This window comes from Candidatus Nanopelagicus abundans, from assembly GCF_002288305.1.
GTDB classification, from domain to species: Bacteria; Actinomycetota; Actinomycetes; order Nanopelagicales; family Nanopelagicaceae; genus Nanopelagicus; species Nanopelagicus abundans.
The window spans coordinates 202,339-217,140 of record NZ_CP016779.1 but is presented as its reverse complement, the minus strand read 5'-3'; the positions used below and the strand labels follow the sequence as shown (position 1 = coordinate 217,140).

The window sequence follows — 14,802 nt, the reverse complement described above, 5'->3', positions numbered from 1 at the left end:
ATAAGCAACTGATAACCTTTGATCTGTTGGCTGTTAATTCAGCCCCCGTAGCTCAGGGGATAGAGCACCGCCCTCCGGAGGCGGGTGCGCAGGTTCAAATCCTGCCGGGGGCACATCTTTACTCATAATGAGATGAATTCTAAAAATTTTTATACTTCACATCAAAATATCCTTGTGTATTAATTAAATTAAGGAGAGAATACCCAGGTAAATCTGGTTTTTAACAAATCTACTTTTTTCATGAAGGAGTTGACTGCCCTATGGATTGGCGACATGAAGCTGCTTGTCGCGAAGAAGATCCAGAGGTTTTCTTTCCAGTCGGCAACACCGGTCCTGCATTAGCTCAAATTGAAGAGGCTAAAAAGATTTGTAATAGATGTTCGGTTAAAGATCCATGCCTTGCTTGGGCACTTGAAAGTGGTCAAGATGCTGGTGTTTGGGGAGGCTTATCTGAAGATGAGCGACGTGCTATGAAACGAAGAGCTGCTCGTAATCGAGCAAGGCAGATCGAAAACCAAAATACTTTTTAATTAGCTTTAAAAGTTACTTCACCTTTTGTTAAATCACCATCTCTAAATAATTTTATACTTCCATTTAATTCGTTTTTAGTAAGAGTATTAGCAATCTGAAGACCTAAATTAGCGGATTTCTCTAGATTAAAATCAGTGGGTAAGCCAGCTCCGTTATCGCAAACTGCGACCGTGTAATTATTACCCTTTTTTACTATTTCAACACTTAGCTCATCGCCCACTTCACTTAATCCATGCTCAAGTGAGTTATGAATTAATTCAGTTACTACTAAGGAGAGAGCAGTTGCGACTTTAGAATCAAAAGCTCCAAAACTGCCTATCTTTGTAAAGTTAATTTTCCTAGGATTTAGCTCAATTGAGTTCTTAACTATCTGATCAAAAACTTGATCAAACTCCACTGACTCAGTTGATTGGTTAGATAAGGTTTCATGAACTAGAGCAATAGAAGCAACTCTTCTTACCGCCTCTGATAGTGCAGCACTAGCAACTGGATCCTCCACCCGCCTCGATTGCAGGCGCAGTAGTGCTGAGACTGTTTGTAGATTATTTTTAACTCGATGATGAATCTCTTTAATTGTTGCATCTTTAGTAATTAATGCACGATCACGATTTCGTAGCTCAGTAACATTATGAAGTAAAACGATTGCACCAATTCGATCTCCCGCCTCAATTAATGGGATTACTAAAATATCAAGTACACCGTCAGTACTTTCATACTCTGTTCTGCGCAAAAACTTTCCGCTAAGTAATGTTTGCCAAGATTCATCAGTTGGTTGCGTATTACCTTTAGCAAGGCTTGCAAATACCTCACCTAGATTTTGCTTCTCAATCTCACTTTGATAGCCAACTCTAGATAATGCTGAGCGCGCATTTGGGCTTGCGAAAAAAATTATTCCATTGGCATCTAACCTAATTAATCCATCACCAACTCTGGGAGTTGACTCAGAGTTATAAATACTATTACGGATTGGAAAACTTCCTTCGGTAACCATCCGAAATATTTTGTGAGCAATTTCGCGATAATTTAATTCAAGCTTAGATGGAAGCCGCATTAGATCTGCATTCCGATGTCTTGAAATAACGGCTAAGGTTTTGCCTTCAAAAATGACTGGAATACTTTCTTCTTTAATCATTATCTCGCCAACAAGTTCGGGCGCAGTATCTCTTACTATTTCACTCTCTGATAAAGCTTGATCAATCTTTTGTCTTACTCCCCAGTCAATTGTTGATCCAATTAAATCATTACTAAATACAGTAGCGGCAGTTGTTGGGCGTATTTGTGCTATTGCTATGTAGCCAACTGGCCAAGATTTTTCATCTTTTCTAATTGGTAGCCATAAAACTAAATCTGCAAAAGATAAATCTGCTAGCAAACGCCACTCGGCAACTAATTGCTCAAGATGATCAACTTGATCAGGGGTTAGTTTTGAGTTATCTGAGATTAACTCGATGAAGGTGGCCATGGGCCAATGGTAGAGGTAGTACTACTTTTGAAGAAGTTAGCAAAAAAATATAGGTTCGTACTTAATTGAGTTTACTTTAAGCCTGTCCGTGACACCTTTTATATTTTTTACCAGAACCACATGGACAAGGTGCGTTTTTAGAAGTTCCACCTGCTGGTGTAGATTCAATTTCAGCAGCTGAATATTGAAGTTGAGTAACTGGTGCTGGTGTTGGGGTAAGTCCCTTAGCACCAACTTGATCACCTTCAACTTGTACCTCCGCATGAAATAAGTAACTAACTAACTCTTCTTTAATTGCGTCCATCATTGCTGAGAATAAATCAAATCCTTCTCGCTGGTACTCAACAAGTGGATCTCGCTGCGCCATAGCGCGTAAACCAATTCCTTCTTGTAGGTAATCCATTTCATAAAGATGCTCTCGCCATTTTCGATCTAATACCGATAGTAATATCTTTCGCTCAAGCTCTCGCATTACTGCTGAAGAAAGTTCACTCTCTCGCTTTTCATAAGCCAAATTTGCCTCAGTTAAGATCCGGTCAAGTAAGAATTCACTATCTAAAGATGAGGCTCCACCGATTTCATTTAACAACTCTTCTACAGTGAATGAGATCGGAAATAATCCCTTTAGAGCTACCCATAGAGTTTCTAGATCCCAATCTTCAGCCACACCAGAAGCAGTCGCAGCGTCAACGTAGGCGGTGACAGTTTCGTCTAAAAATTTACGCACTAAGTCTTTAATATCAGCGCCTTCAAGTACTTCACGGCGCTCTGAGTAAACAACTTCACGCTGTTTATTCATTACATCGTCATACTTTAAAACATTCTTGCGCATTTCAAAGTTTAGTGATTCAACCTGAGTCTGTGCGGATTTAATTGCATTACTAACAATTTTTGATTCCAGTGGAGTCTCCTCCGGCATGCCAGCTGCTCCTAAGAATCGCTCAACTAATCCAGAGTTAAATCTGCGCATTAGTTCATCTTGTAATGATAAATAAAATCTTGACTCACCAGGATCTCCTTGGCGACCAGATCTACCTCTTAACTGATTATCAATTCTCCTAGATTCATGGCGCTCTGTTCCTAAAACATAAAGTCCACCTAGTGAAACTACCGTTTCGTGTTCTTTTGCAACTGATTCTTTTTGCTTAGTGATTTCAGCAGGCCAAGCTTTTTCATAATCTTCTGGAGTTTCTACAGGATTTAATCCTTGGCGTTGTAATTCAAAATCAGCCATAAATTCAGGATTTCCACCCAGCATAATGTCAGTACCACGGCCTGCCATATTAGTTGCAACAGTTACAGCGCTAACTGTTCCAGCTCTTGCAATAATTGCAGCTTCACGTTCATGTTGCTTAGCATTTAATACTTCATGGGCGATACCACGGCGTTTTAGAATTGCCGATAGCTCCTCAGATTTTTCAACGCTAACTGTTCCGACTAATACGGGCTGGCCTTTTTTATGTCGTGCAGCAATATCTTCAGCTACAGCAGTAAATTTACCTACTTCAGATTTATAAATTAAATCAGATTGATCAATACGTTGCATTTTTTTATTAGTTGGAATTGGAATCACACCTAGTTTATAAATCTGCATAAATTCAGAGGCCTCTGTCATAGCCGTACCTGTCATACCGCTTAGCTTTTTATAGAGGCGGAAGTAATTTTGTAGAGTAATTGTGGCTAGGGTCTGATTTTCATCCTGAATCTCAATACGTTCTTTTGCCTCAAGGGATTGGTGAAGTCCTTCGCTATATCGCCGCCCTGACAACATTCGACCGGTGTGCTCATCAACAATTAATAATTCACCATTCATTACTACATAATCTTTATCTCGTTTAAACAACTCTTTGGCCTTAATCGCATTGTTTAAATACCCAATCATTGGAGTATTAGCTGATTCATATAAATTATTTATATCTAGCGCTTCTTCAACCCTACTAACTCCCTCATCTAAAATACCAACTGTTCGCTTTTTCTCATCTACTTCATAATGAATATCTCGGTTTAGTCTTGCAACAATATTTGCAAATTCGACATACCATTTAGTTGCTTTATCAGCTGGTCCAGAAATGATTAAAGGTGTTCTTGCCTCATCGATTAAAATCGAGTCAACCTCATCAACAATTGCAAAATTATGTGATCTTTGAACACAATCAGCCAATGACCATGACATGTTGTCTCTTAAATAATCAAAGCCAAACTCATTATTTGTTCCGTAGGTGATATCAGCTGCATATGCCTCTCGTCGCTCAGCCGGTGACATGCTTGCAAGAATCACTCCAACTTTAAGACCTAAAAAGCGATGAACACGTCCCATCCATTCACTATCACGCTCTGCTAAATAATCATTTACGGTAACTATATGAACACCTTTACCAGTAAGAGCATTTAAATATGCTGGTAATGTTGAAACTAAAGTTTTTCCTTCACCAGTTTTCATCTCTGCAATATTTCCTTTATGAAGTGCGGCGCCACCCATTAACTGAACATCGTAATGACGTTGTCCTAACGTGCGTCTTGCAGCTTCTCTTACAACAGCAAAAACTTCCGGCAAAATTGAATCTAAAGTTTCACCTTTACTAACACGCTCTTTAAAACTATCTGTTTTAGCACGTAGTGATTGATCATCTAAGGATGAAACTTCTTGTTCGAATTTATTAACTTGTACTGAAATTTTTGCAAGCTCTTTAATAGCTCGTCCTTCACCAGCACGCAAGATTTTGTCTAATAAACCCACAAGGCGCCTCCACTGGTGTCTAATTTTTGAATTGACTAAATACTGAGTGGCTTATCGTATTAGAGAATTACGCCCCACCGCACACGCAGTAATTATCCCATTAACGGTGATTTTGGCTTCAGCCAACGCCCTTACCCCCCAAATTGATGCTCCGGTAGTAATCTGATCATCGATTGGAAAGATCCATCCTGGGAATTTAATGAATCTTGTTAATTTATTGCCAATTTCTACTTAAGTATCGCAATTATTCTTCTACTGTAGATAATTTATCCTCTGGTATTAATGCAATAGGAAATGATTGAACTAACGTGCCGTGATTTTTTGGCAGTGTTAACACAAAGTGAGCACCTTGGTGCGGGCTACCCCAAGCAAGCAATTGACCTTGATGCAGTTTTGTATCTTCAAGGGCAATTGAAAGACCAAGTCCACTTCCGCCACTTGTTCTAGCTCTAGATGGATCTGCTCGCCAAAAACGATCAAATAAGAAAGGTGCATCCTCTTCATTAAAACCTAATCCAAAATCGCGAACGCTTACCGCTACTTCATTATCACTTTCTGCGATACGAACTTTTACATTCTTGCCTTCACTATGATCTAAAGCATTTGAAATGAGATTGCGGAGAATACGTTCAATTCTTCTTTGATCAGCCTGGATAGGAATCGATTCGCTTAGTGAATCAATAATTAATTTTGTGGCTTTGCTTGGGTGAAGGTAATCAACTGTTTTCTTCACTAAGTTAACAATATTAAATGTGGTTATATCAATAGATGCTGCTTCAGCATCAAACCTACTCACTTCTAGTAAGTCAGAGAGTAGTAGCTCAAATCGATCAATTTGATTAATTAGCAACTCACTACTTCTTGCAATACTAGGATCAAAATTATCTTTTCCTTGATAAATAACTTCAGCTGCCATTCTTAAAGTTGTTAATGGCGTTCGTAGTTCATGGGAAACGTCAGAGACGAATCTTTGCTGAAGCATTGATAGGTTCTCAAGCCGATAAATTTGCTGCTGAATCGATACTGCCATTTCATTAAATGAATTACCTAAACTTGCAAATTCAGTACTATCTGAAATTTTCATTCGACTAGATAGATCACCTTGTGTGAATTTTTCAGCAACAGATGCTGCAGCTTGAACTGGTGAGATTACTTGGCGGATCACAAATTGTGTACTTAGACCGATTAACAATATCAATAAAACCCCTCCAAAAATCAAAATGACTTCTAGCTGATTAATGGTTTGAAACTGTTTATCGAGTTTGAAAATATAATATATTTCATAAACGCCGGTTTTTGGAATGTTAATTTTACTACCAATTATAAAACCAGGAAAACTAATTCCAGTAGAATACTTAACAGATGTTCTTTCAACTATAATTTCTTTACTTGCTTTTGTTTTTTCTCTAAAATTATTTGGAATTGAATTTAAAACTAGTAAAGTTGTACCTGTTTGATAGATATTCGATACTTTATTATCCTTAGATAAGGGCAAAAGAATAGTTTCACGCCCAGAAATTAGACCATCTTCCTCACTAGACGCAATGAATTGCTGAATTGCTTTACTCAAACTTTCATCACTTTTTAAATTAGCACTATTGAATCTTGTTTGTGCTAGCTGTAGCGCATTCTTAGTTTCAATTTTAGATATTGATATTTTTTCATTTATTATTATTGATGAAATTCGATTATGAATCACAAAACCAACTGTTGAAATTATTAGAATAGCCAGCAAAGTGCTTGTTACCAATACCTTAAAACTTAATGAATGTTTAAACTTTGACTTAACATCCAGCATAACTAAGCCTTTGCTGCTCCAGCTTTATATCCAACTCCTCTTACAGTTAAGACATATTCTGGATTATCTGCATCTGACTCAATTTTTGAACGTAATCTTTGTACATGCACATTGACTAACCGAGTATCAGCTGCATGTTGATAGCCCCATACCTCACTTAGAAGAGCTTCTCTAGTAAAGACTCTGCCTGGCTCTTTAGCCAAAGTAGCTAATAAATCAAACTCCAAACGAGTTAAAGCAATTTCTTTTCCATCTTTTAAAACTTTATGCTCTAGTTGATCAATAACTAAATCAAAGATTGAAAGTGAACCGACTTTGGTACTTCGCCGTAATCTTGTGTTAATTCGTGCTACTAGCTCTTGTGGTTTAAAAGGTTTTACCATGTAATCATCAGCGCCAGCCTCTAGACCTAATACAACATCTTGAGTGTCACCTTTTGCAGTTAACATAACAATTGGAACCATTGAACTTTCACGAATTATTTTACAAACTTCAACGCCATCAATTCCTGGCAACATCACATCTAATAAAACTAAATCAGGGGTATGGGAATTAAAGAGATCCATAACTTGATCGCCACGATTTACTAAATCAACTTCCATGCCAGCACCAGTTAAGACGATGCTAAGCATCTCAGCTAAGTCTTGGTCGTCATCAACGACCATGACTAATGGCATTTAAGAACCGTGTTCCCAAGAGTTTAAGTACAGCTCTTGCGCTGGAGTTAATACATCTAGCGTAGATCCCATACTCTCTAACTTTAACCTTGCAACATCTTTATCGATTGAAACTGGGACTTCATGTAATCCAGCAGATAATCCCGTACCAGCTTTTAATAACCACTCAGCGGTAAGTGCTTGATCAGAAAATGACATATCCATAACTGATGCTGGATGGCCTTCTGCTGCGCCTAAATTTGCAAGTCTTCCCTCGGCAATTAGAAGAATCCTGCGGCCATCTGCCATTACGTACTCATCGGTTTGGTGTCTCATCTTTAAATTCTTTTCTTTTGCATTCTTCTCAAGCCAAGCCACATCAATTTCAATATCAAAGTGACCAGAGTTAGCCAAAATAGCGCCATCCTTCATCTGCTTAAAATGCTCATCACGTAAGACATCTCGGTTACCAGTGACCGTAATAAATAAATCACCAACTGCTGCAGCCTTTGTCATTGGCATAACTCTAAAACCTTGCATCAATGCATCTAAAGCTTTAGTTGGATCAATCTCTGTAACGATTACCTCTGCGCCTAGCCCTTTTGCCCGTTCAGCAACACCTTTACCGCAGTAACCGAATCCAGCAACAACTACGATCTTTCCAGCAATTAATGTATTTGTAGCGCGGAAAATTGCATCAAAAGTAGATTGTCCTGTTCCATATCGATTATCAAACATGTGTTTCGTGTCAGTGTCATTAACTGCAATCATTGGAAACTTTAAGGCACCATCTTTAGCCATTTGGCTAAGTCGAATTACACCAGTTGTGGTCTCCTCACAGCCAGCCATGACTCCTTCAATTAATTCTGTTCTTGATGTGTGAATTACATTTACTAAATCACATCCATCGTCAAATACTAATTGTGGTTTTATATCTAAAGCTGAGTTTAAATGTTTATAGAAACCCTCACGATCAATACCATTTTTAGCAAAAACTGAAATACCGTATTCAAAAACTAAAGCTGCTGCTGTGTCATCCTGTGTTGAAAGTGGATTTGAAGCGCAGAGTGCAATATCAGCACCGCCTGCCTTTAACGCTAACATTAAGTTGGCTGTCTCAGTTGTGACATGCATACACGCAGCAATTCTCATTCCTGTGAATGGCTTTTCCTTTACAAAGCGATCTTTAATTTGAGCAAGTACTGGCATATTTCTCGCTGCCCACTCAATTTTCTTCTTTCCTTCACTTGCTAGTTCAGGATTAGCAACATCACTTTTAATTACAGTCGTTGTACTCATTACTCTCCTATAAATTTGATTACTTAATCAATGGTTTTAATCAGTGGTTAGGGGATAAAGATACCCTGCCTGAAAGGTTTTTATCACCTTTAGATCAAGGCTAATACGGCATCCCTAATCTTAATCATCTCTTTTTCAGTATCGGCCTCCACATTTAATCGAAGTAACGGCTCTGTATTTGATGGTCTTAGGTTAAACCACCAGGTGGAAGCTGTAATAGTTAAACCATCTAACTCATCAACTTGATATTTACCATGATATTTATCACGGATGCGTGAAATAGACTTTGTCACATCTTTTACTTTGGTATTTATTTCACCACTAGATATATATCTGTTGTATGGCTTCAGTAACTCAGAGAGTGTGGAGTTACTACCCATTAATTCAGCTAGTGCATAGAGTGCGGCAAGCATGCCCGAGTCTGCTCGCCAAAAATCATTGAAATAGAAATGGCCAGAATGTTCACCACCAAAGACAGCGCCAGTTTGAGCCATCATGCTTTTAATATAGGAATGCCCAACCCGACTTCTGATACCAACTCCACCATTTTCAGCAATAACCTCGGGAACAGCTTTAGATGAGATTAGATTGTAGATAATGCTAGCTCCCGGGTTGGCCTTTAACTCGCGAACGGCAATTAGCGCTGTTAGCGCGGATGGATTAACTAATCCACCTTTCTCATCAATTAGAAAGCAGCGATCAGCATCTCCATCAAAGGCTAAACCGATATCAGCTTTCTCTTTTTTAACTCGCTTTTGTAAATCTTTTAAATTCTTCGCCTCAATTGGATTAGCTTCATGATTTGGAAAATTACCATCTAACTCAAAGTACATCGCAATAAGGTCAATATCTAGCTTTGCCATTACAGCTGGGGCAGTGAAACCAGCCATTCCGTTTCCGGCATCAATTACCACCTTTAGTTTTCGCTTTTTAAATGTATTTTTAGGAAAATGTGCAAATAAATAATTAGCATAATCTTTTAATAGGTTTTCTTTTCTAGAAGAGCCAACTGGCCTGTTTGAAATTGGAACACCTTTTTCAATTAATTCACGAATATTTAGTAAGCCGGTATCTTGTCCAATCGGGCGAGCACCACTTTTACATAGTTTCATTCCGTTGTATTTTGCTGGGTTGTGACTAGCTGTAAACATAATGCCGGGTAGATTTAATTTTCCAGATGCAAAATACAACATATCTGTTGAGGCAAGTCCTATTCTGATTACATCCATTCCTTGGCTAGTCGCACCATCGGTAAATGCATCAGCTAATAGTGGTGAGGATTCACGCATATCTTCACCAACCACAATTGTTGCTGGCTCTCGTTCATACTCTAGAAATTTAGCAAATGCTACGCCAAGTGCAAAGGAAAAATCAGGAGTTATTTCATTTTTAACTAAACCTCTGATGTCATATGCCTTGATAATTTTTTCTAACATAAGACTCTTAACTTAGGCCTTGGGAGAGGAATTTAAAAATTAATTAGAAGGTAATACCCGCAAATGGCCGCGTCTACCCAATTCAGGCTGCATTGACTTACTGTTTAAATCTGTATTGGCTACTTCGCGGACTGCGTCAGCAATCGCCATTAAATCTTCTTCTGTTGGTCCACTGTTATGATCGATTACTTCTTCTTTAATTACATTCCAACCAACGGGCACAGTTAACCGCTGACTATGTACCGCGCATAGATCATAATTATGTGGTTCTGCATAGGTTGAAAGTGGACCAAGAACTGCAGTTGAGTCAGAGTAGATATAGGTAAGGGTTTTAATTGCAGCGCTAGTACAACTTGCCCGTGAGCACCTACGTCCAGATAACTTTCTCATATGAACAGGTTAATGCTCAATTGCTATAAAAGTTGGGATTTAGCCCCGTGTAATTACGCTGGCATCGGCAATCGGCTCTGATGCTGTTTCTAAGTTCGCACCATTATTCATTGGAATGTAGCTACTACCGATACTGCCAACCTCGGGTAAAAAGATTACACCGCCAGAAATACCCTTAGTATTTGCGGTTATTTGTAATCGGTTTAATCCAACCGGTGGCCTCCAGATAGCAAAGTTAGATCCGGTGACAGTTTCTGTTATTTTTTTACCATTTATACCGGTTGCGCTAATTGCAACATTAATTTTTTTGCCTGAAAAAGTTAGGGTTGGTCTTGATCCAGTTAGATTCACACTCCATTTAGCTAAATCATCAGCAGCTGTAGCCCAGGCAATCTCACTACTTTTACCATAAGTAAACGTTGAAAGAACTGATGCAAGAAGTGGTTGATCAGAATCAATAATAATTGAAAATGCCTGATTAGTTGGAGCAAATGTTAATGGAATATTTAAAACGCGCTGACTTTTTACATTTAGTTCCGCTAAACCAATTGGCACAAAGTTGCCATCATTTGAATTAATTGTGACGCTAATATTTGCATCAATTTTTCCTGGTACTAATAAGCGCATAGAGTGTGAGGCAGAATTAGCTTGGGAAACTAATTTCCTAGTTAAACCAGATATTGCAGAAATAGTTACTTTCTTACTACTAGATCCAATCGGTGCTATAAAATCGGCGCCAAGTGACTTAAGTCCTTTTTTTCTTTCATCAAATAGATATGAACTAACTCGTCCAGATATTGTTTTAACGCCAATAACAATTATGTCCTCACCGGGGATAAGTGAATCAACCGATAATTTCTTTGTTGAATTTTGTGGAATAGATACGCTCCTTGGCTCTAAAGCACCGTTTGGTGTAAATATTTCAAGATCTACTACAGACTCACTAAATCCACTATTAACAATATAAAGAAAAGACTTACTCGTTAAAGCTCCAGAGCCACCAACAAACCATTGCATTCCGTTACTAACTGAACAGGGCACAACAGATTTCCAAGCATTATTTGCAAAAGTTATTGCTGTACCTGCATTACCCTCAACTAATACTGCTTCTTTCGTTAAGGCAATCACACTACTTTTACCTGGATTAAGTTTCTTACTCCTGCCATCAACTAGGCGGCGATTAACCTTTGAATTAGTCAAAGCAGCAATAGATGAAACTTTATTACCAATTGCGGGGCAAACTGTTGCTGGATAAGTAGAAGTTAATTTAACTTGATCACTTTTTTCTGGGGCAAAGTATGTAGCAGCAGCCAATAAAAATATAGTTAAAATTAGCGCAATTACCCTAAAATTTAGCGGTTTAAATTTCATACCAGCTCCTCAAGTGGAACCTCACGTCGCTTTCGCCCAGCTGGTAGAACTAGGACAATAACCGTTAAAATAATTATTAATTGCAATGAAATCCAAGCTCTACGTGAAACTCCATTATGTATCAAAGAGATATCACCTGCTTCTGGAATTTTAAATACTGGCACACCGAATTGATTTTGTTCTAACTTAATTAGTTTTCCATTTAGTAGTAATTGCCATGACTTATCAAATTGTTCTGCTAAAAATACTACGCCAGGTCCTGGAACGTAGGCAGTAGATGCTCTATCTGTTGAATTTAAAGTAATGTATTTTCCAAGATCACTTTGATACGTAACTCTGGCTAGGGCATTATTAACTTTCCAAACCACTCCATCTTTTGTTGCAGAGCTTCTGGTAAAGCCACCAATTCCATCAATTGTTCTTAACAGTCCAGCATCTGCTGGATCTTTCATAAATATATATTGGATACCGTAAAAGCCTAAAACCTGACTGCTAGTAGATCCAACTCCGTTAACTAATTCAACAATCACTTTATGCACCTGTTCGGGAGTTTTAATTGCAATATCAGCATTTCCTAATTGCAAATCTCCGCCACGAGTAATGAAATATTGCAATTGCTCTTTATTCTTACGTATCACTAAAGTTTTAGGTTTTTCATTAGTGTTAGCCAAATCGGAAATAAATGCTGGTACTACTTGCTCTTGATCAGTTTTTACTAAGGAATTTGCCCCCACAGTTGTTGTCCAAAGTGTTACGGCAATTATTGAATAAATTGTTATAACGGTGGTTAAAACTGATGCTATGTGCCTAAACCCAAAATTTGATCGGCGCAGTTGTGGTATTAATCGCTCACCTACTGCAAAAACAGATAGTAAGAGGAGTAATTGGGCAAAAACAATTAATGGGCCACTCCATACTCGTTGAGATTCACTGCTATTTCCTTCTATGTAATAGGAGCTAAGAGTGATAGCAAATAAAAGGGTTAACAGCGAAATTACTGCTGGCTTTCTTTGATCAATAGAGGCCAAGGAAACTAATAAATAAATCAGAAATGGCGCAAAAATAATAAGAGGTGGCGAAGTTAATCCACCAGGATTAAACATTAAAACAGATAATTGATCACCTGATGCAATGCTTAGACCAGGCTCACGTAGTGAGGTAATTGGATTAGTAACTAATGATAATGAGATTGGAAGATTCATTAAAAATGGTGTAATTAATATGGTAAAACGCTTTTTAATCTCATTATTATTTAAATTATCTAGAATCTCTTTCCATTTATATGTTCGCCAATTAGTACTGCTTAGATAGTAATTTAGTATAAAAATAAAATGTATAAATACCCAGCCAAGTAAAAATAATTCTGAAAAAGCACTAGCCAACCCTGCAACTAAGGCTACTAAATAGGTTCTTCGCCAAGTGAGATCCTCAACTAGTTTACTTTTAATTAATAATTGCAAAAGTACAGGTAGAAATATTGCAACTGCAATTGTGCCAAGGCGTCCTTGATTTATTGAGGCTAGAACTACGGGTGAGAATGCATAAAGAAAAGCAACAAAAACTGATGAGTAATTTGTTAAGGCATACGATCTAGCTGCTCTATAAGCTAATATAAACAAAATTAGTGGAGTTAAAAACATAAGTAATGCTAAAAATATTTGAGGATTACCAGTAGTTATTAAAGATAAAATTCCAATAATTGGCTGCCAGACTGGTGCTTGATTACTACTACCCAGACCAACTAAATGCCATGAATCTACATATGAAGAAATTAATTGCATCGCACTGTCTGGTGCAACCGCAAGTGCGCCACCTGAAAGGGAGCCAAATCTATTTCGTGAATAAAATATTGATATGGTCAAAGTAATTAAAACACCAAATAACAAAGGTTGCTTAACTAAGGCTTTAATTTTACTAAATCTTTGAGTAGTAAATGAATCTATTTCATCAAAACTTTCATCAATTACACCAATTTCTGAATAACTTTTTACTCTTTTAATTGGTTGATCAACTTTTCCTGGTTTAAAGGCATTTAGAATTGAAGATGCAACTCTTTCAATAATTGCTCGCACCTGAGCCCCGCGTGGTGGGATAAATGGTTTTATTACTCTGGGGGTTAAAACTCTATTTCTTTTGCGATATCTTCTTGATTTAATTAAATCTGCTGGCTTAAAAATTAATAAACCAATTGCTGCAATCTCATCAGCTGCATACCCAGGTAGTTTTGCTAGTAAATAAATAAATGATCTACCCAATGAAGTGACTAAAAGCTGAATTGCTACCCAAGGTAGGATCCACCAACTTGAGTTAGCAAGTAAAACAAAAGCGGCATTACGTCTATCTAGTAGTAGCGGCCTATGTAAAATTGCATCTTTTACATCAATTGAACGCCGCTCAGATGATGAAGCTTCGGCATGATAAATAATTGCTTCACCAACACAAATAACTGAATGCCCTGCGATATGTGCTCGCCAACCTAAATCAATATCATCTCTAAACAATTCAAGGCTGGGATCAAATCCACCTAGCTCTTCAAATAGCGAGCGCTTAATTAACATTCCAGCTGTTGAAACCGCAAGAACAGTTGCAACATCATTGTGCTGGCCTTGATCATATTCGCGATCTTCTAGGCCAGTCCATCTTGAACCATTCTCAGTAATACTTATTCCAACTTCTAAAATATGTTTGCGGTCATACCAACCTAAAATTTTTGGTCCGGCAATACCAACTTGCGGACGACTAACAACTGCCTCTAATAATTTAGCTAATGCATAACGATCAGGTGCACAGTCATCATGTAAAATCCAAAGCCACTCTTGCTCACCATCTTTAAGATTACCTTTTGGTAACTTTGCAACAGCTGCACTAACTGCGGCGCCAAAACCTGTACTTCGTGATTTTTTAATTACCTCAATACCAGAGTTACTTAGTAATTTAACTGAGTTATCTTTTGAACCAGTATCAACAGCAATTATTTGATCAACTGGGTGCTTTTGTGATGAAAGTGCTGCAACAACTTCACTAAGCCAAGTTGCACCGTCATGGGTAATGAGAATTGCACTTACATACTGGTCTTCTACTTGGGCTAGGCCCCCGGTGCTCTGCTTTTCAGCCACCCGTTA

General features: G+C 38.0%; 10 protein-coding genes and 1 tRNA gene. 2 read left to right on the top strand and 9 right to left on the bottom strand.

The genetic code is table 11. The features are described from left to right. Positions 1–41 precede the first annotated feature (41 nt). Both B1sIIB91_RS01145 and B1sIIB91_RS01140 read left to right on the top strand, forming a co-directional pair. Positions 42–113: transfer RNA gene (locus B1sIIB91_RS01145), tRNA-Arg, on the top strand. A 147-nt stretch (positions 114–260) separates the two neighbouring features. Next, complete coding sequence (locus tag B1sIIB91_RS01140) at positions 261–530, top strand: WhiB family transcriptional regulator (protein WP_095687811.1); 270 nt, start codon at positions 261–263, stop codon at positions 528–530. Here the strand turns inward: B1sIIB91_RS01140 and B1sIIB91_RS01135 are convergent. From B1sIIB91_RS01135 to B1sIIB91_RS01090, 9 genes are all read right to left on the bottom strand, one after another. After that, on the bottom strand, positions 527–1,993 hold the full coding sequence (locus B1sIIB91_RS01135; RefSeq protein ID WP_095687810.1) for a sensor histidine kinase: 1,467 nt from the start codon (positions 1,991–1,993) through the stop codon (positions 527–529). The genes B1sIIB91_RS01140 and B1sIIB91_RS01135 overlap by 4 nt on opposite strands. A 76-nt stretch (positions 1,994–2,069) precedes the next feature. Then, on the bottom strand, positions 2,070–4,730 hold the full coding sequence (gene secA / locus B1sIIB91_RS01130) for a preprotein translocase subunit SecA (protein ID WP_095687809.1): 2,661 nt from the start codon (positions 4,728–4,730) through the stop codon (positions 2,070–2,072). A 244-nt stretch (positions 4,731–4,974) separates the two neighbouring features. Continuing rightward, on the bottom strand, positions 4,975–6,528 hold the full coding sequence (mtrB, locus tag B1sIIB91_RS01120) for an MtrAB system histidine kinase MtrB (protein WP_095687808.1): 1,554 nt from the start codon (positions 6,526–6,528) through the stop codon (positions 4,975–4,977). A gap of 2 nt (positions 6,529–6,530) precedes the next feature. Next, positions 6,531–7,205, bottom strand: a complete 675-nt coding sequence (mtrA, locus tag B1sIIB91_RS01115; RefSeq protein WP_095687807.1) for an MtrAB system response regulator MtrA — start codon at positions 7,203–7,205, stop codon at positions 6,531–6,533. Next, a complete protein-coding gene (gene ahcY, locus B1sIIB91_RS01110; protein ID WP_095687806.1) occupies positions 7,206–8,483 on the bottom strand; it encodes an adenosylhomocysteinase in 1,278 nt (425 codons plus the stop codon). A gap of 89 nt (positions 8,484–8,572) precedes the next feature. After that, positions 8,573–9,919 (bottom strand): phosphomannomutase/phosphoglucomutase, encoded by a 1,347-nt coding sequence (locus tag B1sIIB91_RS01105; RefSeq protein ID WP_095687805.1) that lies wholly within the window; start codon positions 9,917–9,919, stop codon positions 8,573–8,575. 39 nt (positions 9,920–9,958) lie between these two features. After that, positions 9,959–10,309, bottom strand: coding sequence for a DUF3499 domain-containing protein (locus tag B1sIIB91_RS01100; protein ID WP_095687804.1), 351 nt, complete (start codon positions 10,307–10,309; stop codon positions 9,959–9,961). A 39-nt stretch (positions 10,310–10,348) separates the two neighbouring features. After that, on the bottom strand, positions 10,349–11,680 hold the full coding sequence (locus tag B1sIIB91_RS01095) for a DUF5719 family protein (protein ID WP_095687803.1): 1,332 nt from the start codon (positions 11,678–11,680) through the stop codon (positions 10,349–10,351). Beyond that, a complete protein-coding gene (locus B1sIIB91_RS01090) occupies positions 11,677–14,796 on the bottom strand; it encodes a glycosyltransferase family 2 protein (protein ID WP_095687802.1) in 3,120 nt (1,039 codons plus the stop codon). Before B1sIIB91_RS01090 ends, B1sIIB91_RS01095 begins: the two co-directional genes overlap by 4 nt. Positions 14,797–14,802 lie beyond the last annotated feature (6 nt).

What these genes read in the sequence shown, in the direction of transcription:
- mtrA (WP_095687807.1), bottom strand. Translation starts at nt 7,205, where the DNA reads ATGCCATTAGTCATGGTCGTTGATGACGACCAAGACTTAGCTGAGATG.
- B1sIIB91_RS01135 (WP_095687810.1), bottom strand. Translation starts at nt 1,993, where the DNA reads ATGGCCACCTTCATCGAGTTAATCTCAGATAACTCAAAACTAACCCCT.
- B1sIIB91_RS01140 (WP_095687811.1), top strand. Translation starts at nt 261, where the DNA reads ATGGATTGGCGACATGAAGCTGCTTGTCGCGAAGAAGATCCAGAGGTT.
- mtrB (WP_095687808.1), bottom strand. Translation starts at nt 6,528, where the DNA reads ATGCTGGATGTTAAGTCAAAGTTTAAACATTCATTAAGTTTTAAGGTA.
- B1sIIB91_RS01095 (WP_095687803.1), bottom strand. Translation starts at nt 11,680, where the DNA reads ATGAAATTTAAACCGCTAAATTTTAGGGTAATTGCGCTAATTTTAACT.
- B1sIIB91_RS01105 (WP_095687805.1), bottom strand. Translation starts at nt 9,919, where the DNA reads ATGTTAGAAAAAATTATCAAGGCATATGACATCAGAGGTTTAGTTAAA.
- B1sIIB91_RS01100 (WP_095687804.1), bottom strand. Translation starts at nt 10,309, where the DNA reads ATGAGAAAGTTATCTGGACGTAGGTGCTCACGGGCAAGTTGTACTAGC.
- ahcY (WP_095687806.1), bottom strand. Translation starts at nt 8,483, where the DNA reads ATGAGTACAACGACTGTAATTAAAAGTGATGTTGCTAATCCTGAACTA.